This window comes from Vibrio sp. QJM3NY_21, from assembly GCF_057785975.1.
Genome location: NZ_CM173513.1, coordinates 1495997 through 1519379 on the forward strand (window position 1 = coordinate 1495997; position 23383 = coordinate 1519379).

Here is a 23383-nt window from a genome sequence, read left to right on the forward strand (position 1 = left end):
GGTCAATGTTCAGGCTTAGAGTGAGTGACAGTCATTAAGGTACACATCGCAGACAGCATCAAAGCAGCAGTACTAACGGTGAATAACACGTCGTATGAAGCCATATGATTTAAGCAGTACGCCATCAAAAGCCCAACCATACCTTGTGATACAGCAAAAGAGAGAGTCATTCCTGCCCACGCTTTGGTATGCAGTTCATAGCCTACAATCTCCAACGTGTAAGTCGACACTAGAGTTACCGTTCCCGGCGTGAAAATACCAACCAGTAATGAAGAAATTAACAGCGCGATAGGGTGTGTACTAACAAGCGGTAATGCGACGCCTAAAGCCTTGAGGCTAAATGCAATGCAGAGGGATTTTTTAAGCCCTAACTTGTCTCCCAAGATACCTGTAATCAATGGTCCAATAGCGGCGCCAATACCAAAGGTAGCCCAGAATAAACCACCGCTGCTGAACGACATACCCAGTTCGCGCACGATGTAATCTACCCAAAACAAGGTATGGGGTAAGTAGCCGATAGCATCGAAGGTATAAGCCACTAGAATAAGCGCAACGCTGATTAGTTTTGGCTTTGAGAGCTGAGAGAAGGAGGATTTTATATAAGGCGCTTTAGACGTGTTAGGTTGGGTTTGCCATGCATTCCAAGTCAGTATCGTTGTGACTAATGCGATGGCTCCCATGCCAACCCAAGCCGACACCACACTAAAATAGATCAGTACTGGGATTAATGTGCCTGATAGCATAGCACCAAGTCCAATGCCTGAAAATATGACTCCGCTGACACGTGCCTTCACATCAGGATTAAATTTTCGGACAATCACTGGTGGGGCTACAACCATTAATAAGGCACCCGTAATTCCAGCCAAAGTTCGCCAAACATAGAACCATGTTAAGGGCGCTTCTTGTAGCGCACAGCCTAAGTAACTAAAACTGCTTATCAACATAGCGAATCGAATTAACTGCCCAGCATTAAAGTAACGCAGCAGTATGTTGGCAGCAGGTGCACCCAATATGTACCCAAGAAGGGTCGCGACACCAAGGTAAGATGCATCACTTTCGCTAAACCAACCACTTTGAATGAGAGCCGGCATTAATGCTATATAGGCAAACCTACCGATCCCGTTGCCTATTAGAGTCGCCCCCATTCCAGCCAAGCTGTCTCGATTAACGATGTGTTTATTCAGCATGAAAAGGGCTCTTTTTAGGTTCAGCTAGATGTTCTAGCACTAGGACAAGATCTTTGTTTAGTTTTGCATACTGACATCATTCGCCATCAATATCACTAGGCGGTTAGTCATATAATTTGCTCATCTAAAACCGGTTTGAGATAGGTAAATAGCGAGTGTGTTTAAACACTTAGGTGGATGTGTTGTTCTGCCGAGGATAAGGCAATAAGCGATTGTTTTAATCACCGCAGATTTGAGTGATCAATTGTTAGACTAAAGTTGGACGACCGACCGACTTAATTGAACATGAGTGATTTGTTTATCTAGATCTGTGTACTGACTTGCCGGCTCTAACTCACATTCACCCACCTTAAACGATAGATGAATGTGAATTAAGAAAGATCTAACTGGGTAGGTGTGAACCCATTATTTATCGAAGAGCAGATTGAAGCTTAAAGGGATTTTGTCGGAAATCGCTAACCCACCAACGGTAGCTGATAGCTTGTTCAAGTTGTCTGTCGATATTCCAAAATCAGCGCCATTGACGATGATTGTCGAGGCTGAACTGACCATCACTAACTCTTCTGAAGGAACGACTAAAACGGGAAAATCAATCGTTTTTGTTACGCCGTGCAAGGTAACCTCCGCTGCAATGGTTGTTCTTTTTGGGTCACCAGACAACATTGACGGTTCAACTTTTCCAGAGATTTTTACTTCAGGGAAAGTCATCGATTCAAAGTAGAGCTCATTGAGCCTCTGATCGCGAATAGCGACGCCAGTACTCACACTTTTCACGTCCAACAATATGGCAAATTGCCCCTCTTCGGTAAGACCACCAGATAAAGGCTTGATGGATGCGGGCTCAACAACAAACTGCTTCTTGATAGTTGCGAACGTAATATTCGATAAATTGGGGTCTAACGTGTAGCCCGTTTCCGCTAAAGATTGAGCTGAGATAACGATGCATAGGAGGCCGAGTGTAGAGATTAGTTTTTTCATAAGTTGTCACCACATTGATGAATTCACAAGTTTAACGTTCTCGAGTCGTGCATTTTTGGAGTCTTTATTTGAACTAAAGATAAATTAGAAAAAGATAGATAGAAGCTTAGTTCAGCATTGATCAAATTACCTGACGAAGGTAGAGCATCGCCATATTATTGGAACCATGATCGGCAAAGTTACTTGTGTAAGTTTAGTTATGTTATAACATAACTAAAATCCGACATTACTGTGAACGACGTTTGCAGTATTAAAAGAGAAACGATAAGCAAGCATCAAGGAGATGACGTAATGAATGCCGTGTCAACCAAGCCTTTGATAACGAATAGTAATCAGCCACTTAACATTAGTTCCGTTGTGAGTATCAAGGATCAGGCGAATCATAATCCAGGACTTAGCGCTTCTGAGCAGCCAACGGTATTAGCGGATATCTACCAAAGCGATATTAATATAGCGGTATGGCAGCGACAGTTTGATGAAGATTTAACTATGGCAATTAGTGAATTCATCGCCTCGAATCCTAGCTTCAGTAAGTCTATTAGCCTGTCACCAGATAACGCTTACGATAAATTGGAATTTGCTACCGACGGAACCGCTTCTAAAGCGTTATTAGAAAACATGACAGAGCTGGTGGATATGTTCTGTTGTTTGTTCGATCTTGAAGAAGTAGGGCTCCGTTTGGCGGTTCTGAATAAAGCGATGTGTCCTCGTTTTCATTTTGACCAAGTTCCTTGCCGCTTAGTGACAACCTATCACGGCGTTGCGACTCAATGGCTGCCAAACGAATCGGTCGACCGTTCTAAGCTTGGCCGTGGAAGTAACGGACAGCCTGATTCTATTTCTGGCCTGTACAGTGATGAGTCTGACATACAGAAAATGGCCAGTGGTGATGTTGCGTTATTAAAAGGGGAGCGTTGGAGTGGCAATGAGAATAGAGGCCTTGTTCACCGTTCACCAGTTACTTCATCTGAAGAGACACGATTGCTGCTGACTCTAGATTTCGGTTAGTAAGCTTTTTATGAGATGAGCAAGCGGCTTAAATACGGCTTGCTCTTATTCATTTAAGCGAATACGCGGATGCGGTGGTTGTCTGGGTCAACTGCGAGGAAGTTAATGCCGTAAATGGACTCTTCTGGCGCTTGCTCAAACTGGATACCTTTTTCTTTCCATGCTTTATAGAGGTTTTCCAGTGTCTCTTTGTCAGCAAGAGGCATAGAAAGCTCAGTGCCGCCACCTTTGATTATGCTTGCTGGCGTTAAAGCGTCAGACTGCTTAAGTGTAATTTTAACGTTGTCTGCAAAGTCTAGAACAGCAAAGGTCGGTGATAGAAGCTTTGGTTCGCAATCAAAGGCTTTAGAATAGAAATCCATGCTGCGGTGAATGTCAGTGACATAAAGAATAAATGAATCGATGGTAAACATAATAGCTCCTGAAATGTTCAATTGGATTTGCCGTGTTGGTTTCAGTTAACTCAACTTTTGTGTTGAGCCCGATTTGGGACCACGGCAATGTATCGAACCCCTGTGACAGTTTTTGTCAGTAGTGAATCACTTTATCTGTAATGCCTTCTATGTCCTGCCAATCTTTGAGCAAGTCATGACGTGGGCGCTGATACTTTTCTTCTAGGATTTTCCATTCAGCCATTCTATCGAGCCTGAAATTACGATATGCACTTCGCGTTTCACACCAAGCGACCAAAACGTAGTACTGTTCGAATAAGCCAATCAACATTGGCCAAACGATTCTTGAACTCACATTAGCTTTTGCGTCTGTGTAATGAATCTCAGCTTTACTCTGCTGCTTAATTGCTAGCTTGATATCTGACAGTTCGATGGTTAACTCTGCAACCTCAATGATTGAAGCAACACGCACAATGTCTTCACTGCGTTTGATCTGATGGTCAGCAGGTAACACCGCAGAAATTTTGGCAATGGCATTTTTAGCCGATTCACTGAATTCCCCATGGGCTTGCTTGGCTACCCATTCAGCGCCAAGCCTTAATGCTTCCAATTCTTCCGTTGAAAACATCATCGGAGGGAGAGTGAAGGTCGGTTTCAACTGATAGCCAACTCCTGCTTCACCATTAATTTCAGCACCTTGTGCTTGCAGCGTCACGATATCGCGATAAATGGTGCGAGTACTTACGTTCAGCTTGGAAGCCAGGTGATCAGCTGAAACTGGGTATTTATGACAACGCAGTAATTGGAGTAGGTCAAAGAGACGTTGGCTTCGGGACATGGAAAACTCGGATTGCATAAAGACAATTAAGATTAATACATCGAAAAATATAACTCTATCCATAATCCATTATAATTTAACGGGTGTTTTCATCTGGAATTTGAGCCAATGTTTCGTCGCATTATATTTGCGAAACTATTTTTTTAAGTAGGCGGCTCATCTCTTTTCGTTCATCTGGCTCCAATATACCTAAATATTCTTGATTGATATGAACGGGAATTGGCAAAAGCTCTCTTTGGATAGCGCGCCCGTTCTCTGTTAAATAAATATTGAACGAACGACGACTATTTGGGTCGAGTCGTCGTTCAATCAAACCAAGACGTTCGAGCTTATCCAAGGTTCGAGTCGTGGTCGAATTTTCTACTTTAGATTTCCTAGCGATTGCTCGTTGAGTTATTCCTTCTTTTTCCCACAAACACATTAAGGTAGGCCAGAGAGCGTTCGTTAATCCGTGTTTTCTAAGTTCCGAGTCGAATGTCTTCGCTGCATCGTGTGCAATTACATGGATCAACCAACTAGCAGTTTGCTGTCTATTAAACACTTCATTCATTGATTCGTTCCTATGCTCCAAATTAAATCGGTTTAATTTATGCCAATGCAACCAGAATAACGGTAAACATTGCAGCTAAAGCAAGTACAAACAACGCACGCCATTGCGATACAAACGCTACGCTTCCATTAAATTGGATTTGTGTTTGAAAGCCTGTGATCATCGCCCAAGTTAATGGTTTTGAACGTAATTTATAGAAAAGAACGGCAAAGACGTGTACACCAACCAGAGTAGGAAGAACTTTTATCATGGCAAGGTGAACGTTTTCTAATACCGAAAACACGGAGTCATTCAACCAAATATTTGCATAGGGCAAGTGGTCAAGAAATCCAGCTAAGGCTAAACCTGAGACACACTGAAGAACTAAAGCCAGTAGCAGTGTTACAACCATCCAACCACCTGCAGGGTTATGACCCGGCTTTGTTTTTTCTTTGCCTTGTAGATAGTGAATAACCGATCTTGGTGAACGTAGAAATTGTCTGAATCGGCTTGTTTCACTGCCAACCCAACCCCAAATCAATCGCCAAATGATCAATGTCATGAGTGCCAACCCCAGTTGAATATGGGGTCCATTACCAGAAATACCCGATGCCATTAAACCTATAAAAAGCGCGGCTTGAGCCCAGTGATATAGGCGAGTTGATAGATCCCAAATTTTCATAACTTCATTCTCTCTACTGTGTTTGTTTATTTAATATATATTCCATTTGCATTAATTTACACAACAATAGTTGCAACTGCAACTATTGTTGTGTAAATTAATGCCGTCAGAGCAAAACGGAACATCGAAACGAATCATCGATTTCTGTATCGAAACCAAATAGAAAAGCTATACGAAGCGAAGAGAGAGCAATATGAACAAGAGAATGCTGCACAAGAGATTGGTGAGCCTACTGTGTACTACAACCGTTTTACTGAGTACCCACGCTTTGGCCTCACAAGGCGATGCTAGTCAAGGCCATGCAAGTGAAAGTAATTCTTCACAAGATCATTCAAACCAAATTGAGCAGCGCCAACACACATTTACACAAGTTGAAACCTTAGTCGAGAAGGCCAATGACACTTTGGATGGCGATGATACTCATTGGCAGACGCTCGAAGACACGAGCTTTGAGCTGACAACTCACAGTCAGGCGTTATTGACGTCATTTCCGTTGGGCAGCCAAGAGGGGAGTAAAGCAAAAGAGAGTGTTTGGAGTGACCCTGAAAAATTCAATCGTCTCCTAACGCAAATGGATCAGGGTTTTCAGGAACTTTACCAAGGTAGTCAACAAGGTGATGCATCACTAGCGGAATCAGGATTAGAAGCAGCGCAAGATACTTGCAAAAGTTGCCATCGCTCATACCGCTCTCGTTGGTAGCGTTGTTTTAACAATTCAACCAACTCGACCAGTTAAATTTAATTAATTACATCTTTATCAGCCAAACCTAATCAGCCAAAAAGGAACAAAACATGAAAACTATTACATTTACCGCATTTGCAGCTTCAATCTTATTTTCTACCTTTACCAGCGCAGCAGACTATGCCGTTGAACTGGAGTGGAATACAAACAACTTAGAACAAGTCCTCGACAATATGCCGGAACAAAAAGCTGAATTCAGTAAGCTGATTGACCAAGGCGAGATAAAAGATATGTATGTATCGCATAGTGAGATTGATAGCCGTTCGGTGCAGTTACTGCGTTTTGTTATTGAAGCGAATGACTCACAACAGGTCCAAGCCAAATTGGCTCACCTACCTCTTTATAAGAAAGATTTGGTTAAAATTGCCAAAATTATTCCGCTAGGCTCAAAGTGGTTAGACAATACGCCAGACTACAATAACTACGGCGTCACAATTACATGGAAGCAGGGAATTGAAGCCCTTGAAATAGATCGTGTGCTTAGCATTGATTTACAAAGAGTGATCAGTCTCAACCAAGCTGGGCTTGTGACATCCTCATATCTTGATACGCAAAAACTTGAGAACAATGTTGTTCGACCTGTGTATTCGGTTTCTTTTATTGCTAAGGATGCGCAGCATGCAAAAGAGCTAAGTCACCAATTTGAAGCTGTTACGTTGGGGTATGCTGATGTGAATGTTCAATATTTGGGTTACAAGCTTTCTTTGACGAATAACAAATAATAGTTGCTGATTGAGTGCTGATTATTAACGAATAACCCTAATTATTGATAACAGCACCAAACTTACTCAGATACTCAGATACTCAGATACTCAGATAAATAGACAGACAAGCAAACAAATATAAAAGCGGACAGTATGAATAATCGATTGATCAATTTTCTAAACGAAATCGGCACCATCATGTATGTGGGCGGTATTTTTTCTCACATTGTAATCGGCGCTACGCTAGGCCACGAAACTGCCGAAACGGCTTACCATGTTGGTACTTATAAAGAGTTGAGTGCATATATTCTGATTTTACCAGGGTTAGCATTAAAGTTGTTTGCTGATTTATATTGTTACTTTTCTACAAAACAGAAGCCTAACTGGTTAAAAATGAAACTTGTGATGTTAGCGTTTTTGAGCGTCAATGCATTCGTGTTCTTGGTGCCGATGATGCCTGAAATGGTAGAGCTTGCTAAAGCATCAATACCTCAAGGAAAGGTAAGCCAAGCGTACCTAGACAAAGCTAAAATTGAAGAGCTGATCGGTATGTCTAATGCGCTTCCGCTGCTTGCAGAGTTAGTACTAGGTTCATTCAAACCGAAGCTATTTGGTGAAAGAAAAATCAAAAGCTAGAAAGTGAATTTTTCAACACCTCACCTATTTAAAGTCTCAATTTGTAGAGGTTATTAGTTTTCAATAAGTAATCTAAGTGTTCGGATATTAATATTGACTAGACAAGAAATTATATTTAGTCAATGTCAGTAGGAATAAAGAGGACTGAACGTCATACGTTGAGTCCTTTTTTATTTGATGTATCAAGCGTACTGAGAAAATAGAACGCATCCGATAAGTCATCCCTACGAGAGATTGTCAGAAATGATTTATTGAGGAGTGGCGGGCTATTTACTCCATGAATATGGCACTGTACGTGCCCTCGTTCACACATATCAATAATTCAATCCTCTGGTTGGTTCTATTATTTATTTTAAAGCGTAAAATATATTCAGCTTGCAACCGTCTTGGTAACAAATTTGTCGCCACGGTTTTTTACTTCCAAATTATAGGTTTCCTATGTTCAAGAAACTCTCGCTTAAAAATAAGCTAGCGATATCAGCTAGTATGGCCATCATCCTGGGGGGGATTTTGGTTGAGGCCCTTTCTTTTCGTGCTTCACTGCAAAGGTTGGATATTGAAGTTGAACAGCGCTTAGAGGGCGCATCGGCTTCGTACAATCAATATGTATCGGATTGGATCTTATCCAAAGAGCGTGCGCTTACTTCTCTTTCGAAAGAGTCCAAGCAAGACAGCTTGGTGACTCATCTAAAACAGGTTCGTGACTCAGCCTCTTTTGATAATGTCTTCTTGGCATTTCCTGATGGTTCGCAAAAGAACGCGAACGGAGTAGTACTGCCGCCGGGTAATGATGACCCCCGTTTATGGGGTTGGTACACCAATGCGGTAGCGAACCCAAGTAAGGTGTTCATGGATAACCCAACGGTTGCTGCAGCAACTGGGGCGAACGTTGTTTCATTAGGAACAGCAATGCAACTGCATGGGCAACAGGTTGTGTTGGGTGCTGATGTAGAAATTACAGACATCTTAAACAGTCTAGAGCAGGTGATTCTTCCAGGTGAAGGTTACATGTTCATCGCGACCAACAAAGGCACGGTTTACACGCACCCTGACACTAAGTTACTGAACAAGAATATCAGTTCACTTGGGTTAAATTTCTCCGATGTACAAAAGGCTCTGACTAGCGGTAAAGACACTTCTATCGAACTGAATGGCAGCGACTATGTTCTGTACGTACGTGCTATTGACGGAACGAGCCTGATTACAGTTAGTGTTGTTAATCATGACTCTCTGGTTGCACCGTTATTTGATGCAGTGATTGGTCAAGTTTTGGCTACACTGCTGGTCGTTATTGTATGTACCATACTGTTTAACGTTTTGTGTACGATTCTATTCCGTCCGTTGAACCACGTATCTCAAGCATTGGCGCAAATCGCGAATGGTAGTGGTGATTTAACTCAACGTATTCATGTAGAAAACCAAGATGAAGTGGGCGAGTTGGCTCATAACTTCAATACCTTTGTTGGAAGCTTACAGCAGTTGATTGGCCATATCCGTGGGCAGTCAGAACAGCTAAATAGCCAGTCAGAGCAAAGTACTCAACGTGCGAACCGTTCTGTGGACGAGCTTAATCATCAACAGCAAGAAATCACAATGGTGGCAACGGCTGTAACGGAAATGGCCTGTGCAACTCAAGAGATTGCATCGCATGCCGAGCAAACAGCAAAAGCGGCACAAGACTCAGCGACAAGCACTAACAGTGGTCACGCTCTGGTAGTCGACACTAAAGGTTCGATTAATAACTTGGCCAATGAAGTGAACGAAGCGGGCAATGTGATTAGCGAACTTAACAAGCATGCTCAAGAGATCTCAACAGTATTAGCGACAATCCAAGGCATTGCAGAGCAAACTAACTTACTTGCGTTGAATGCGGCGATTGAAGCCGCTCGTGCTGGCGAACAAGGTCGTGGTTTTGCTGTGGTAGCAGATGAAGTACGAGTACTTTCTCAACGTACTCACTCTTCAACAGAAGAGATCAAATCAACGATCGATATTCTGCAGCGTACAACGACTCAAGCCGTTGAGCTTATGGAGAGCAGTTCTAAACTGGCAATACATTCAGTAGAAGATGCCGACAGAGCTTCGCACGCTCTTGAAGAGATCAATACTGCCGTTGCTTTGATCAGCGATATGGCGACTCAAATTGCGACTGCAGCTGAAGAGCAAACGCACGTGACGGGTGAAATTACCCAAAACATTACGACCATTAAAGATGTCACTGACCACCTAGTTGTGGGCGCACAGGACAGCTTAACTGAGTCGAACGAACTTAAGAGCCAAGCCGCTGGTTTAAGTGACAAAGTGGCGACTTTTAAGCTTGCTTAACGGTCTCGTTTTCTGATGCCTGATCAGTGAATGAACAGTAAGCAATAAGCCAAAGCGACGTAGATTACGTCGCTTTTTTTGTGTCTGAAAAGCATACTGTTGTTAGCTAGCTTCTGAAAACTCTCTAAGTGCGCTCATTGCTTCGTCTGCTTTGTCTTTTTGAACGAAGATGTGGTCGTGATAAAAGCCAGCAATTACGTTGGCGCTAATGCCGTATGAGCCAAGCTTTGTAGCAAAGGCTGCGGTTAATCCAACCGCTTCAAGGCTTGAGTGTACCGACAAAGTAATCAAGCTAAACACACCATCGAAATCGAGTTGAGCTTGGCGTGCGGCATCCTCAGCGAGCACCAAGGTTAAGCCTTCTTTTTCACGAAAGGTCGCGATTGGGTCGAGTTGAATATAGTCTGCCAACGCTCCATCGACAGTACAGAAAACATAGTTGCCTTCAATGAGTTCTGGTGACATGGACTTTAACAAAATGTCTAAATCGGTAATGGCGGTCATCGTCTTTTTCCCTGCGTAATCGCGTTTGTTTATGGTGTTGGATAATGCAGCCAAGATAGAATTTAGCTCTGCATAAGTAAAATTAATAATACTTATTCCACATCAGTATTGTTAATGACAAGGCTTACCTACCAGCTTCTCGACTGTTCCATCTCACTTGATAGATGATCAATAAAGGCTCTTAACAGCGGTGTGACTTGTTTACGCGTTCCATAAACTGCGTGAACACCCAGCGTTTTCGGTTTCCATTCAGAGAGAAGAGGAACCAATAGCCCGTTTTCAATTAAGCCTTCCACCGAAGGAAAGGGCAGTAAGCAGATACCGTTGCCTTTGAGTGTGGCAGAAAGCAGAACTTCAGAAGTATTCGCACTGATGTTCCCTTTAATCGGCACTGATTCCAGTCCATTAGGGCCATTAAACGTCCACGCGGTTTTGCCAAAATAACTGAATGATAGGCAGTTGTGGTGAGCTAGATCTTGCGCGTCTTTGGGTGTGCCTTTCTCTTTTAGATATTGTGGCGACGCGCAAATCACTGAGCGACATTCACCGACCTGCTTCGCGACAATATTGGGTGTCAGTTCGTTGGTTATGCGAATGGCTAAATCGATGCGTGACTCAACAAGATTGACCGTTTGATCGGTAGAAACGATATCAATCGAGACCTCTGGCCATTTATCGATGAAGCGACCGATCACATCTATCAAGAAGCTATCGACAATGGAATAACTTGCGGTAAGACGCAGTTGGCCTTTCAAGTGCTCGCGGCTTTGATTTCTGATACCGGTTAACGACGCCTCAAGGGCAAGTAACTCTCTTGCGACTTCAAGCGTCTCTTTTCCTGCGCTGGTTAAGCTCAAGCTTCGAGTAGTTCTATGAAGCAAGCGTGTGTCCATCCAGCTTTCGAGTTCCCCCAAATAGCGAGTGACTTTGGTTCGAGAGAGCTCAAGGTGTTCGGCTGCTGCACTCAAGCTGCCACGCTCAACGATGGTGACAAAGACGTTCATTGCCTCGAGTTTATCCATTGTTCTAATTACCCAACGATTTTCGAATCTAATAGTTACCGGAAAATTAGTATATGTCCGAAAATCGCAACAGTGAAAGTTAATTTGATGTCTATTTCATCTAAATCCAATTAAATAAGATGTTTGCACACTCAATGAGTTGACATGCGTTCAGCTCGAAATAACGGAATCAAGCTATGAAAAAGTTATCTAAAATCCTTCTATCGAGAACCGCGCTTTTAGGAACGATGAGCCTAGGAGCAATGTTGGCAGCATCGAGTGTTGTCTCTGCTGCTGAACTAAACATCACTCATTACAATCCGGGTGAAAACGCGATATTCCCCGCAAGCTCTGTGCTGGTTTCGGGAGAGAAAGAAGTGATTTTGTTTGATGCGCAATTTAGCGTCGCAGATGGGCAAAAGCTGGTGGATCAAATCAAAGCGACTGGCAAAGAGTTGTCGATGGTTTACATCAGCAGCGGCGACCCAGATTTCTACTTTGGCTTAGAACCGATTGTTGCGGCATTTCCAAACGTTGAGGTCGTTGCCAGTGAAGCGATCGTTACTCACATCAAGCGTACAAAAGATGCAAAGCTAGAGTACTGGGGGCCAATCTTAGAAGATAACGCACCATCTAAAGTAATTGTCCCAACCGTTCTTAATGACACCACGTTGAACCTCGAAGGTGAAACCATCGAGGTGAGAGAAATTAACACGCATCAAGCGTACCTGTGGGTGCCGTCTGAGAAAACGGTGTTTGGTGGCGTGTCGGTGTATAGCGGTGTACATGTATGGATGGCAGATACTGCATCGAAAGAGATTCGTAGCCAGTGGTCACAATCATTGGATCGCATGAAAGCACTTGAGCCAGAGGTTGTAATTCCGGGTCACTATTTAGGTGAAATGCCAACAGGTGCTAACGGCGTTCAATTTACGATGGATTACGTGGCAGATATTGAAAAGGCACTGGTAAGTATAAGCAATCCAACATCTGTTGATATCAGTGATTACATGAAGAAAGCATACCCACAATTTAAGGCAACAGAAGGCGACCTAGAACTGGGTGCCAAAGTGCTAAGTGGTGAGATGGAGTGGCACTAAGTTCATTCTCTCGGTTGTGTCTCAGAAAAGCTTGAAGATTGTGTGCTAGATTTAAGTTGATACACAACTGGAGATATCGATGATCTGGCTTTCGGTGAAAGTACTACAGATTGGACTTGTCTATGGATACAGGAAGTATCAAAAAACGAAAAGAGCTCCAGCTTAGGGGCTCTTTTTTTTGATGTATTAGAAGTATGTGGAAAGAAAACTCACCATTGTCCGGTTTAATAGTCAGTATCTAAATTGACTCTGAAATGTCACATCATCAATAAGCGAATTTATGTTGAAAATAGACCCCATTACCCCTCACATCGGTGCTCGTATCCATGGAGTCGATCTTGCCAGATGCAGTGCGAATGAACTCGATGAGGTTTATCAGGCGCTGATTACCCATCAAGTCATCTTCCTAGGTGATCAAGTACTCTCACCAGAACAACACTTGATGATTGCAGAACGTTTTGGAAGGTTAGAACCTGCGCATCCTTTCTTTCCTTGCGTGGAAAGTGCACCTCAGGTCAGTGTGATTGAAACAACGCGTGGCAATGCCCCGGTGGAAAGCTATTGGCATACCGATTTAACGTGGCGTAGCCTGCCATCTAAAGCTTCTTTGTTGCATGCTCAGCATCTGCCCAATGTGGGAGGAGACACGATTTGGTGTTCGATGACCGCTGTATTTGATTCATTAGATGCAAGTATGAAAGCAAAGCTGAGAGGCTTATCTGCGACTCATTCGCTGGTGGCTTTTGAAGGCATAGAGTCGGATCAGATTGAGCTTGATTGGCACAAGTCGTTAATCAAAACGGCTCAAGACAATCCCCCAGTGATTCACTCGGTTGTTCAAATTCATCCTGAAACAGGTAAAGAAACGCTTTATATCAATGAACAGTTTACTCGTTATATCAATGAGCTTGACCGACAAGAGAGTGATGTTTTACTTAACCAACTGTTCGAAATTGCACGCCGCCCTGAATTTCAAGTTCGTTTCAAATGGGACAAGGGAGCAATGGCTATTTGGGATAACAGGGTAACGCAGCATTACGCGGTGATTGATTACGGCGATACCCCAAGAAAGATGCATCGCGTTACAGTGACATAATGGTAAGTAAGAGGGGTAATTGGTGTAAGCGCTAGCGGACAAACCTTAGGAACTCAGGTTTAGTGTCTGAATTAAAGTATAAAACTGAGACTTCATTCATCTAAGTCAATAATTAAAACAAAAGCGTTGATACATATTTGATTGAAACCTCACTGATCGGAGGTGATTTGTAATATAATCGACGCCAAAATATAAGAATAAAAATTAAACCATAGAATTAGTAAACGTTAGGGCTTAGAGAATAAAGAATTTCGTATGAACGCTATTCGTAAAGTTTATCAGTACGCAGAACCAAACCTTACTCTCGTGGGTTGGATGGGCTTTGTCGGCTTCCCAATTTACTACATAGTGTGGGAGTTCTTGTTCCCTCAACCTTATGAAAACTTAATGCTGCGCTTGTTTTGCTCAGTGTTGTTTTTCGGCATTATCTATCGCAATCGTGTCCCATTTGAATGGCGAAAATACCTTCCGGTTTATTATCAAGTCGCCGTAACCCTCTGCTTGCCGTTTTTCTTCTTCTACATGTTACTAATGAATAATTGGTCCAATGTTTGGGTTATGTCATTCATGTCTGCCATTTTCCTCCATATTTTATTAGTGCACGTGACGAGAGTGATGTTTGCACAAACCTTTGCCGGTATTGGGATGGCGACCTTGTGCGCTTGGATTGCACAAGGCTTCTACCTAGAACTCACAATGGATTGGACGCATGTGCCAATCTTTTTGTTTATCTACTTATTTGGTAACTTGTTCTACTTCCGCAATCAGATGGAACACGAGAATAAGGTGTCGTTGGCGAAATCTTTTGGAGCCGGTATCGCGCACGAGATGCGAAACCCCCTGAGCGGTTTGTTGACCTCTATTGATGTTATGCAGTCCATATTGCCGAACCCTAAAAGTGGTGATCACAAAGGGCAATATGCTTTAAGCAACGAAGAAGTCATACAGTTACGTGAAGTGGGCGATGAAGCGATGGAGATCATTCACTCAGGTAACGAGACGATTGACCTGTTACTGACTTCAATTGATGAAAACCGAGTATCTCGATCTACCTTCAAGAAGCATTCAGCTCAAGCGGTGATTGAGGGTGCGATAGACAGCTTTAACTACAAGCGTTCAGCCGATAAATCAGCAATCTCTTTAGACGTACAGAGTAACTTTGATTTCTTGGGTAGCGACACTCTGTTGAAGTACGTGATGTATAACTTGTTCAAGAACGCATTCCACCATCGCAGCCCTGAAGATTTTCATATTCATGTCACCATGTGTAGTGATGAAGTGGCCAATCAAATAATGGTTACCGATAACGGGTCAGGCATCTCAAATGATGTGATTCGACGCATTTTCCAGGACTTTTATACTACTGGCCAATCGGGTAATTACGGCTTAGGTTTGCCATTTTGTCAGAAGGTAATGCGCTCGTTTGGTGGTGAAATTAAATGTCAGTCTGAAGTGGATCAATGGACACAGTTCACGATGACTTTTCCATCTTTGTCTTCCCATTCGGTGAAAGAAATCAAGAATGAACTGACTAAACTTAAGAGTGTGCTAATGGTGAGTGACCAGAAAGTTCTCACCAATAAAATGACTGAGGTAGCCCGTTTTATGGGGTTTGAGCTCACGGTGTTGGATGTAGCATCAGCGCTTAAAAAGAAGGAATACCAGTTCGAATTCGATTTGATATTCGTTGACATGGAGAGCTTGGATTTAAGAGCAAGTTGCCTCGATAGAATTGAATCTTTACTTTCATTCACTGAAGCTCGAATCATCTATTTGTATGAACGTCACCCAATTAAACGTGTCCGAAACGTTGCTTTTGAACCTATTTGGGTGGAAACACAAGTTTGGTTACTGAATACCAAGGCGACCATCGAACGCTTACTTTTCGACTCCAACTATGTGATGCCATCAGTTTCTGTAAAACCGTTAGAGGCTACCAATAAGCGCACGATTATGGTGGTCGATGATAACGAATCTCTGCGCCGATTTACCGCAATGTTATTGGAAAAGCAGGGTTTTGATGTCGTGCAGAAAGAAGATGGGCAACAAGCCTTAGACGCGTTGGACAGCGATGATATTGATTTAATTCTGATGGATATCGAGATGCCAATCATGGACGGTGTTGAAGCTTCTCGTCGAATTCGAAGCGCTAACAAAGCATACTCTTCAGTGCCAATTATTGCTCACACTGGTGACAGTTCTCCTGTGACATTGGAAAAAATGGAATCATCAGGCATGTCAGATTTTATCGTCAAACCGGCAGATAAAAACCGCCTGTTCGATAAGATTGCTCACTGGATTTAGTGAATGCCATAGGTTGAAGCACACGACCATTTTGTCAGCGAACAAAGACACAAGATAGAGCTCAGCTATTCGCTGGGCTCTTTTTGTATAGCGACATGATAGCGTCCATTCAGTCCTGCCGTTTATATTGATTATCGGAAGGGGTCTTATCTTTCAAAGAATCCTGTTGTGTGAATTGCCCTTACAATCACACGAACTCTAATTCCGGATGATTGTACGCTTCATGACAAACCGTGAGCACATGGTCAATATCTCTTGGTGTCATGTCGGCATTGACCGAAAAGCGGATGATGTTTTTGTTCTTGCCCGTCGCGGGGCGGCAGAAAACCGCACCGAATACATCACGTTCTTCGAGGAAATCACGAACACGCTCGGTGTTTGTTTCACTACCACACTCTAGTGCCACGATTTGAGACTCGCTGCGGATGTTAAAGCCAATCCGTTTGAGGCCAGTAGTAAGCGATTTAGCGCTTTTGAATAAGGCTTCTCGTTTGTCTTCTGAGCCTTTTATGACCTCTAATGTTTTCTCTAAACGAACCACCTCTTGTGGTAACACGGTCGAGCTGAAAATAGCTGGATACGCGACAAAAGGTAAGGTTTCTGAAAGCTGCTTTGGCCCAAGGATAGCACCAGCACGATAGGCAAATGTTTTAGCCAAGCTAACGGTAATAAAGTCGACTTGGTTAGTGAGGCCCAATGCGTGAACTAAGCCAGCACCATTTTCTCCATGCGTACCCAGTGAATGCGATTCATCAACGACAACGGCACAATCAAACTCTTGCGCCATTTCGTAGATGTCGCGTAGTGGGGCGATGGTGCCAATCGTGCTATAAACTGAGTCGACAACAATCACACCTGAGCCATGACGTTCAAGTTGCTTGCGTAAGTGACTCATATTGTTATGCATAAATGGATGGGCTTTTGCACCAGCCGCGCGAATACCTTCCCACAGCGACATGTGTGCAAAAAAGTCGATATACACAGGCGTAGCTGGCGGACAGATAGTTTGAAGTAACCCAATGTTGGCCGCCCAGCCAGATTGAGAAAGCAAACAACTTTCCATACCCACATAGCTTGCGAGTTCGGTTTCAAACGCAGGTTTAGACTCTTCATCTTGTAGGAAAATGGCCGACATCACCACGTTGTCATCGTGTTCACTGATCGCCGCTTGGTGAGCTTGTTGGATCTGCTTGTTGTGCGACAGGGCTAGGTAATCATTGCTCTGCATGACAACGGCGTTGTACGGTGGACGTTTACCCAACACCAAGTGTTTCTGGCTTTGGTTCTGGGTAATCAGGTCTTGAATATAGAAGTTCAAGCGTTCTTCAATAAAGGAAGGTAATGGTTTTTTTTTGGTTTTATCACTCATAATAGTTCTCTTCAAATACAGGATAACGCCAGCGCTGACGGTTGTATATTGACGATTAAAAGTGAGGTGTCATTGGCCCAGTTGCATAATTTTGTGCGTGCTTGCAAACTCAGTATTTAAGGGTTTTGAGGCGAGTGAATTTCCTTACGGTTCGGGGCTTTAACCTAGTTTAGATGGGAATAATAGCCTTCTTTTTTATGATAAAAGGCTATTAAAATTCGGTGCTCGAATGGCTATGAAAAGGTCGATTATGAAAAGCTACGGTGTGCTAGCTTTGTTTATTAACTAGCACGTATTACCTATGAATTAGCACGTATTACCTATGAATGTGAATCAGTTCTATTAAGTCGTCTAATTGCTGCTTGGCTTTCCCCTTTAACGAGTAACCAATATTGATGCGTAAGCAATTGCTGTAAAGGTCGAGAGTGCTGAACAGGTGTCCAAGTCTGATATCAATGTTCTGGTCGGCAACTGCCTGAGCAAAGGTTGATTGGTTCAAGTTGGGTATTTGTAACCAAAGCACCATGCCACCTTGTGGGTTACTTATCTTCACATCTTGAGGAAGATGCTGAGCCAAATAGCTTAGATATTGCTGGCGTAATGAAAGGATTTGAGCACACCTTCTTCGAATGTGTTTAGCGTATTGGCCTGATTCGATAAAGTCAGCAACCGCAAGCTGAGTGGGCAGGGCAACGCCATAACTCGCAGCAGAAAACTGAGCCTTGTACTCGTCTATGTACCTTCCTGGCAAGCACCAGCCTAAACGATAACTTGGCGACAGGCTTTTCGATACTGAACCACACCACAGCACGTACCCACCTTTGTCATAGTATTTTGCAGGTAGTGGTGTGTGTGAAGAATATGAGAGCTCTAGATACACATCGTCTTCAATGATTGGTACTCGATAGTGATTCGCCAATTCAGCCAGTTTTTGTTTTTGACTGGCCGACATATTGATCCCTTGAGGATTCATATGTGAGGTACAGAAGATAGCGGCATCCACTCGTTTATTCTTCAAATGCGCTTCCAGTTGTTGCAAGTCGACACCATCATCTAGAGACGGGATCTCGATGATTTTTCGCGACATTTGTCCGAGCAATTCCAGAATACCGTTGAAACATGGCGAGCTAATAGCGATGGTATCACCTTCTTTGGTACACGATTCAAGAGCAGCTTTAATCGCCGACATGCAGCCAGCAGTGATCACCATTTCTTCTGGTGAAAAGTGCACATCGAGCTTGGCGAAGTGGGTAGATAATGCCTGTCGTAACATTGGCTCACCTTGTGCCTTTGGGTAATGGTTTAGCCTGTTGCTCATACGCCTAATAGCGCGGCGAAAACTGCGTTCCAGTTCAACGATCGACTGTTCATCATTGGCGGTACTCGAAACCCCTAAAGGTCCATTGATTGAGTTGTGAGTCGATGAGGTTTGCCTAACGCTGGACACTTTACTTTCAAACTGTGCCCATTCCGGTGTGGAGTGAGCAGGTTTATGAAGAGAAACAAAATATCCCGCTTGCGGTCGAGAATGTATCCAGCCTTGTGATTCTAATTCTTGGTAGCAGCTCACCACGGTCGACATGCTGATGGCCTGTTGCTTGGCCAATTGACGCAGCGAAGGCATGCGTCCGCCTTCCGGTCTTTTGCCGGTTTCTATCTCATCGATAAACTGATTGGCTAGCTTTCTGTAGATACTCATTGTCACGACCGTTATTAACTGTACTGGTTTTTATTGTAAAAATTGTATCTGTACTGGTTTTATTGTTCAAGGGATACTCATTCAAAACAAAGGAGGGGTGAGTATGAAAAGAAATGATTTGTTGTTAGCGGTATTCGTTATGGCAATTTGGGGATTCAATTTCTCGATGATCAAAATGGGTGTGACCAACGTTCATCCATTATTGGCCACTGCAGCACGTTTTTCGCTAGCGGTGATTCCGGTGATATTTTTTGTGGCGAGACCTAATGTCGCTTGGCGCTACTTAGTCAGTTATGGCTTTGTGTTCGGTGTGGGAATTTGGGGTATGGCTTCATGGTCTATTACTGCGGGTTTGTCTTCGGGGCTTTCATCGGTCTTGCTTTCAACCAACGTATTAATTGGCATGGCGGTTGGCGTCTGGGTGTTCAAGGAGAGTGCTTCCGTTCGTAAGTTTATGGGTGCGATGCTAGCCATGTGTGCGTTAGCGGTGTTGGTTTCCGCAGCAACAGGCAACGTGACACTCAATGGTGTCATCTTGATTATGATAGCGGCATGCAGCTGGACCTTGATGGGCGTGATTGTTAAAGCGTCTAAAACCACTCAGGCTTTTGCGTTTAACGTGTGGGGGATGCTGTTTGCTCCGCTGCCACTGGTGTTATTTGCCGTGATGTTACACGGTGACCAAATTATCTGGCAGGGTATTGAACAGTGGGATTGGAATACTACGATTGCCGTGTTGTTTCAGGCTTATCCAACCACGCTATTTGGTTATTGGGTGTGGAATAAGCTGCTAATCCAATACCCGTTAAGCACGACAGCGCCGTTAACCTTGCTAGTGCCAATATTCGCGTTGATAAGTGGTTACTTTATGTATGACGAAGTATTGTCAGTCGCTCAAGTTGTTGCATCTATATTGTTTCTCGTCGGTATCGGTTTGATTGTGAAGCCTGCTAAGGCATCGAATACCAAAGCGACACAAACATTTGCCGAGCAAAAATGATTGATGAGTGGGCAGCATTCAATGAAACGGATAGAGTTCAAATGCTTTGAATAAAAATAAGGCCTCGCACTTGCGAGGTCTTACTCTATGTTGAAGAAGTGAAGTTACTTAAAGAATCAATTAACAGCACTCTATTAACTAGCTCTTAATTCAGAACTCTATTAACTAAACGATCAGGAAACTAGGCGATCAAGTAACTAAGCGATCAAGTCACCATACATTTGAGCAATTGGCACTCTAGGTCTTCATCTATTTGGTGCCCGATCACCTCAATTCTGGTTTCATTGCATTCATCAAGTTCACACTCTGTTAGACCATCTTCCGTTAAGTTGTAACCAAAGATGCCGCTTTGAGTGATGAACACCGCTTTCATTCGTTCGGCTTTGAGTCCAACTAATACATTAAGCAATTGCTGACGGTCGAACAGTTTGTTCGCCGCGAATCGCCAACCAATACTTTCAAACCCTTCACCTTGGTTGCTCGCCTTTATCATGCCGCTTTCTGGCATCGGTAATTCAGAAGCGAGTGGCTTATCTTGTTTATGATGATGATGATGATGATGATGATGATGGTGGTGGTGGTGATGGTGATGGTGATGGTGATGGTAAAAGTTGGTGTTTCCATCGAACTCGTCGGAAGGGATCTTACCGTGATGGGCAAATATTAGCTTGGTGTCTGGGTGACAAACCTGTGCGACGTACTCAGCCAGTTTTTCTGCATCGCCACTTTTGTAGAGGTCGACTTTATTACCCACAATGGTGTCGGCAATGGTGATTTGCTGATTGAAGGTATCGTGTTCAGAATAGCGTGTGTCAGAAAGCTTGCGGGCATCAACCAAAGTAATGTTTTTCTGCAGTGACAGTACTTTGCGATAGTGCTCTGAAGACAAGACTTCTAGCACTTCTTTAGGGTGACCAAGCCCGGTTGGCTCAATCAATAAGCGATCAGGTTTTGCCTCAGACAGCAGTTGATTCAGTGCGATCTGCATCGGTAAACCAGCCGCGCAACACATACAGCCGCCAGGCACTTCACGAATAAACACTTGTTGTTTGCTGTCGTTCCCTTGGATCAAACTGCCATCAACGCCAATTTCTCCAAATTCGTTCACCAAAATAGCCCAGTTTTCATCAGCGGGCTTATTCTTCATTAGGTTGAGAATCGCAGTGGTTTTACCCACGCCGAGAAAGCCGGTAATGATATTGGTTGGAATACCCAAGATAGGCTTTTTATCAGAGCTCATTGGCAATTCTCCGATAACCTTGCACAAGGGTATGGTTTGCTGAAACGACCGATTCTGAAAACGCAGAATACTCAGGTGGGACCTTGGAGATATTGTTCAAATCAAACCCTGAGCCAATATTGGTCATCGGTGGTACGTGGAAGTTCTCGGGTAAGTCATGCCCGTCTACCACGCAGTTATGGCGAATCACACAACCTTTGCCAATCACCGCATTAAAGACCACAGAGTTGAAGCCAATAAAAACGTCGTCACAGACCTCGCAAGGGCCATGAATAATCGAGCGATGGGCGATGGATGAACGTTCACCAATGGTGACGGCAGCGCCAGCTTTTGAGTGAATAACCACACCGTCTTGAATATTGGTATCACGCTTGATTACGATGGCTTCCATATCGCCTTGTTCATTGATTTCGTCAGCACGAATAACGGCGTAAGGGCCAATAAACACGTTATCATCAATGATGACCTTGCCACAGATGATGGCCGTTGGATCAATGAAAGCGGTCTCCGATACTTTTGGCATATGGCCGCTTGGATTTCTTCTTAACATATTGAGCTCTTTTATTTTTTCGTAATGCCACTGGGCATACCACCATTGATGGCGCTGGGCATTTATGTATCGACGCATTCATCGCACACGCAGTTAATCTCCAATTGAGGGCTGACCACGGTGAAACCTTCTTGTTTAGCGTGGGATTGAAGCCCGTGAATCATGGCAGGGTCGATGGTTTGCTCGCTGATTTTGTCGCACTTTGAGCAAATTAAAAATTGAGGGATACCATGCTCATGTTCGCAAAGGATATGGTCGCAGAGGATGTATTTGTTGGAGACTTTAAGTTTGTGCGCTAAGTGATGCTCTTCAAGAAACTCCAACACCCTATAAACCGACATTGCTTGAACATGCTGGTCAAAGTGCTCTTTACAATAATCTACGATTTCATAGGCAGACAGCGCTTTATTGGCATGAATCAAGGTTCGCAGAATTAACTGTCTTTTGGCCGTAAATTGTTTGCCACTGACTTTACAGCCCTGTTTTACATGTTCAATGATCGCTTCAATGTCTCTCATTCAATCTACATAATTAATGATAGTATTGATATGTTATAACATATCAAGTTTAGCTATGGAACGTACTTTTTCTTTGGGGTTGTCTAGGATAAATACTCAGGGTGATGAATATTAGTTTTGGCTGAGGTAGGTAATGAAAAGACTCGCCAAGCAATCATGGCGAGGGTTTACGGAATAATGAGCATGCTGAAATTTTTAAACCAAATTTACTGGCGCTTTGAGTGTTGGGTGGAAAATACCCTTGGCGCCCATGTCGACAATGGCATAGTCGTTGACTCCTTCAGTCATTCGGTTGTGCGACTGACTAATCTTTAGTGTTTTTAACATTAACTCCTCAAGCTTAGCGTTATATTCTTTAAATTCGTCTTCGGTCAACCTAAGCCTGGCAGTAATAAAGTAAGCCTGTTTGTTACGTGCATCGATATATTGCACGGCCTGTTTTAATGCATCTATGACTTGATTTTTGAACGTGACGCTAAATTTTGCTTGTTCAGAGAAAGCTGTATTTGTGGGCACAATGACGTGGAATTTTAAGCCAGATAACATCGTTATTAGTTTTAACTGTTCAAGTTTCCTGAGGTAGATATGCAGTGATGGTTCGTTTAAATCATAACTGGCCATTAACTGTTGAGCGTTTGCTCCTTCATTTACAATATCTTGGAAAATAGTAAATAACGGCGGCTCTTTGCAGAAGGCTGCATCTTGCTCATCCGTAAATAGTGATACCGAGGCTAATGCTTCTTCTGCTTCTGTGATGATGGCTGATAGAGGAAGCTGAATTAATTCACATATCTTCTGTAACTTCAAAATAGAGAGCGATTGATGGCCGTTCAGCAATCGTTTAATGCTTATTTCGGAAACTTCTGTGAATTCTGAAACTTCTTTATAAGAGATACCCGCCTTTTTTAAATGGCGTTTGATTGTTGTGCAAATTTCGTCGTCAAGTGCGTCCATTACTCTATACCATCGCTATTTCATACA

Annotated in this window: 23 protein-coding genes; 9 read left to right on the forward strand and 14 right to left on the reverse strand. The window is 43.2% G+C overall.

Annotated elements, in window-relative coordinates:
• Positions 1-2: 2 nt before the first annotated feature.
• The gene (locus tag AC3CID_RS06795) at positions 3-1187 is read right to left on the reverse strand and encodes a YbfB/YjiJ family MFS transporter (RefSeq protein WP_488527148.1); all 1185 of its coding nucleotides are present in this window, start codon (positions 1185-1187) and stop codon (positions 3-5) included.
• Between the two features lie 405 nt (positions 1188-1592).
• A complete protein-coding gene (locus tag AC3CID_RS06800) occupies positions 1593-2165 on the reverse strand; it encodes a YceI family protein (protein WP_114633358.1) in 573 nt (190 codons plus the stop codon).
• 291 nt (positions 2166-2456) lie between these two features.
• Here AC3CID_RS06800 and AC3CID_RS06805 point away from each other — a divergent pair, with 291 nt between their 5' ends.
• On the forward strand, positions 2457-3173 hold the full coding sequence (locus AC3CID_RS06805; protein WP_488527149.1) for a DUF1826 domain-containing protein: 717 nt from the start codon (positions 2457-2459) through the stop codon (positions 3171-3173).
• Positions 3174-3226: 53 nt separating this feature from the next.
• Here the strand turns inward: AC3CID_RS06805 and AC3CID_RS06810 are convergent, their stop codons facing one another.
• The 4 genes from AC3CID_RS06810 to AC3CID_RS06825 all read right to left on the reverse strand — a co-directional run bounded on the left by AC3CID_RS06810 (position 3227) and on the right by AC3CID_RS06825 (position 5614).
• Positions 3227-3586 (reverse strand): VOC family protein, encoded by a 360-nt coding sequence (locus AC3CID_RS06810; RefSeq protein WP_488527150.1) that lies wholly within the window; start codon positions 3584-3586, stop codon positions 3227-3229.
• 115 nt (positions 3587-3701) lie between these two features.
• Entirely contained in the window at positions 3702-4403 is a 702-nt protein-coding gene (locus AC3CID_RS06815; protein WP_488527151.1) for a helix-turn-helix transcriptional regulator, read from the reverse strand.
• A gap of 121 nt (positions 4404-4524) precedes the next feature.
• The gene (locus tag AC3CID_RS06820) at positions 4525-4953 is read right to left on the reverse strand and encodes a MarR family winged helix-turn-helix transcriptional regulator (RefSeq protein WP_054546492.1); all 429 of its coding nucleotides are present in this window, start codon (positions 4951-4953) and stop codon (positions 4525-4527) included.
• Positions 4954-4990: 37 nt separating this feature from the next.
• The gene (locus AC3CID_RS06825; protein WP_054546491.1) at positions 4991-5614 is read right to left on the reverse strand and encodes a cytochrome b/b6 domain-containing protein; all 624 of its coding nucleotides are present in this window, start codon (positions 5612-5614) and stop codon (positions 4991-4993) included.
• A gap of 193 nt (positions 5615-5807) precedes the next feature.
• On the opposite strand from AC3CID_RS06825, the gene AC3CID_RS06830 reads away from it, so the two are divergent.
• From AC3CID_RS06830 to AC3CID_RS06845, 4 genes are all read left to right on the forward strand, one after another.
• Positions 5808-6314 carry a cytochrome c gene (locus AC3CID_RS06830; protein WP_081008966.1) on the forward strand — a complete coding sequence of 169 codons (507 nt, stop codon included), beginning with the start codon at positions 5808-5810 and terminating at the stop codon, positions 6312-6314.
• A gap of 92 nt (positions 6315-6406) precedes the next feature.
• Positions 6407-7078 (forward strand): YciI family protein, encoded by a 672-nt coding sequence (locus AC3CID_RS06835; RefSeq protein WP_171307667.1) that lies wholly within the window; start codon positions 6407-6409, stop codon positions 7076-7078.
• Between the two features lie 135 nt (positions 7079-7213).
• Positions 7214-7696: a hypothetical protein gene (locus AC3CID_RS06840; protein WP_054546489.1), complete on the forward strand. Its 483-nt coding sequence runs from the start codon at positions 7214-7216 to the stop codon at positions 7694-7696.
• Positions 7697-8134: 438 nt separating this feature from the next.
• Positions 8135-10021 (forward strand): methyl-accepting chemotaxis protein, encoded by a 1887-nt coding sequence (locus AC3CID_RS06845; RefSeq protein WP_488527152.1) that lies wholly within the window; start codon positions 8135-8137, stop codon positions 10019-10021.
• A 102-nt stretch (positions 10022-10123) separates the two neighbouring features.
• On the opposite strand, the gene AC3CID_RS06850 is transcribed toward AC3CID_RS06845, so the two are convergent.
• Together AC3CID_RS06850 and AC3CID_RS06855 are read right to left on the reverse strand one after the other, a co-directional pair.
• Positions 10124-10525 (reverse strand): ACT domain-containing protein, encoded by a 402-nt coding sequence (locus tag AC3CID_RS06850; protein ID WP_488527153.1) that lies wholly within the window; start codon positions 10523-10525, stop codon positions 10124-10126.
• Positions 10526-10653: 128 nt separating this feature from the next.
• Positions 10654-11547 carry a LysR family transcriptional regulator gene (locus AC3CID_RS06855; RefSeq protein ID WP_488527154.1) on the reverse strand — a complete coding sequence of 298 codons (894 nt, stop codon included), beginning with the start codon at positions 11545-11547 and terminating at the stop codon, positions 10654-10656.
• 176 nt (positions 11548-11723) lie between these two features.
• Between AC3CID_RS06855 and AC3CID_RS06860 the strand changes: the two genes are divergently transcribed.
• The 3 genes from AC3CID_RS06860 to AC3CID_RS06870 all read left to right on the forward strand — a co-directional run bounded on the left by AC3CID_RS06860 (position 11724) and on the right by AC3CID_RS06870 (position 16026).
• A complete protein-coding gene (locus tag AC3CID_RS06860; RefSeq protein ID WP_114633366.1) occupies positions 11724-12626 on the forward strand; it encodes a Vmh family MBL fold metallo-hydrolase in 903 nt (300 codons plus the stop codon).
• Between the two features lie 280 nt (positions 12627-12906).
• Positions 12907-13722 (forward strand): TauD/TfdA dioxygenase family protein, encoded by an 816-nt coding sequence (locus AC3CID_RS06865; protein WP_488527155.1) that lies wholly within the window; start codon positions 12907-12909, stop codon positions 13720-13722.
• Between the two features lie 255 nt (positions 13723-13977).
• Positions 13978-16026 carry an ATP-binding response regulator gene (locus tag AC3CID_RS06870; protein WP_065205399.1) on the forward strand — a complete coding sequence of 683 codons (2049 nt, stop codon included), beginning with the start codon at positions 13978-13980 and terminating at the stop codon, positions 16024-16026.
• 187 nt (positions 16027-16213) lie between these two features.
• On the opposite strand, the gene cqsA is transcribed toward AC3CID_RS06870, so the two are convergent.
• Both cqsA and AC3CID_RS06880 read right to left on the reverse strand, forming a co-directional pair.
• The gene (gene cqsA / locus AC3CID_RS06875) at positions 16214-17395 is read right to left on the reverse strand and encodes an alpha-hydroxyketone-type quorum-sensing autoinducer synthase (protein ID WP_171327356.1); all 1182 of its coding nucleotides are present in this window, start codon (positions 17393-17395) and stop codon (positions 16214-16216) included.
• Positions 17396-17711: 316 nt separating this feature from the next.
• Positions 17712-19094: an aminotransferase-like domain-containing protein gene (locus AC3CID_RS06880; protein WP_488527156.1), complete on the reverse strand. Its 1383-nt coding sequence runs from the start codon at positions 19092-19094 to the stop codon at positions 17712-17714.
• Between the two features lie 103 nt (positions 19095-19197).
• Here AC3CID_RS06880 and AC3CID_RS06885 point away from each other — a divergent pair, with 103 nt between their 5' ends.
• Entirely contained in the window at positions 19198-20094 is an 897-nt protein-coding gene (locus tag AC3CID_RS06885) for an EamA family transporter (protein ID WP_488527157.1), read from the forward strand.
• A 205-nt stretch (positions 20095-20299) separates the two neighbouring features.
• Here the strand turns inward: AC3CID_RS06885 and AC3CID_RS06890 are convergent, their stop codons facing one another.
• From AC3CID_RS06890 to AC3CID_RS06905, 4 genes are all read right to left on the reverse strand, one after another.
• Positions 20300-21334 carry a CobW family GTP-binding protein gene (locus AC3CID_RS06890; protein WP_488527158.1) on the reverse strand — a complete coding sequence of 345 codons (1035 nt, stop codon included), beginning with the start codon at positions 21332-21334 and terminating at the stop codon, positions 20300-20302.
• Positions 21324-21884, reverse strand: coding sequence for an LbetaH domain-containing protein (locus tag AC3CID_RS06895; RefSeq protein ID WP_054546477.1), 561 nt, complete (start codon positions 21882-21884; stop codon positions 21324-21326). Before AC3CID_RS06895 ends, AC3CID_RS06890 begins: the two co-directional genes overlap by 11 nt.
• Positions 21885-21946: 62 nt before the next feature.
• On the reverse strand, positions 21947-22402 hold the full coding sequence (locus AC3CID_RS06900; RefSeq protein ID WP_488527159.1) for a Fur family transcriptional regulator: 456 nt from the start codon (positions 22400-22402) through the stop codon (positions 21947-21949).
• 195 nt (positions 22403-22597) lie between these two features.
• The gene (locus AC3CID_RS06905) at positions 22598-23356 is read right to left on the reverse strand and encodes a helix-turn-helix domain-containing protein (protein ID WP_488527160.1); all 759 of its coding nucleotides are present in this window, start codon (positions 23354-23356) and stop codon (positions 22598-22600) included.
• Positions 23357-23383 lie beyond the last annotated feature (27 nt).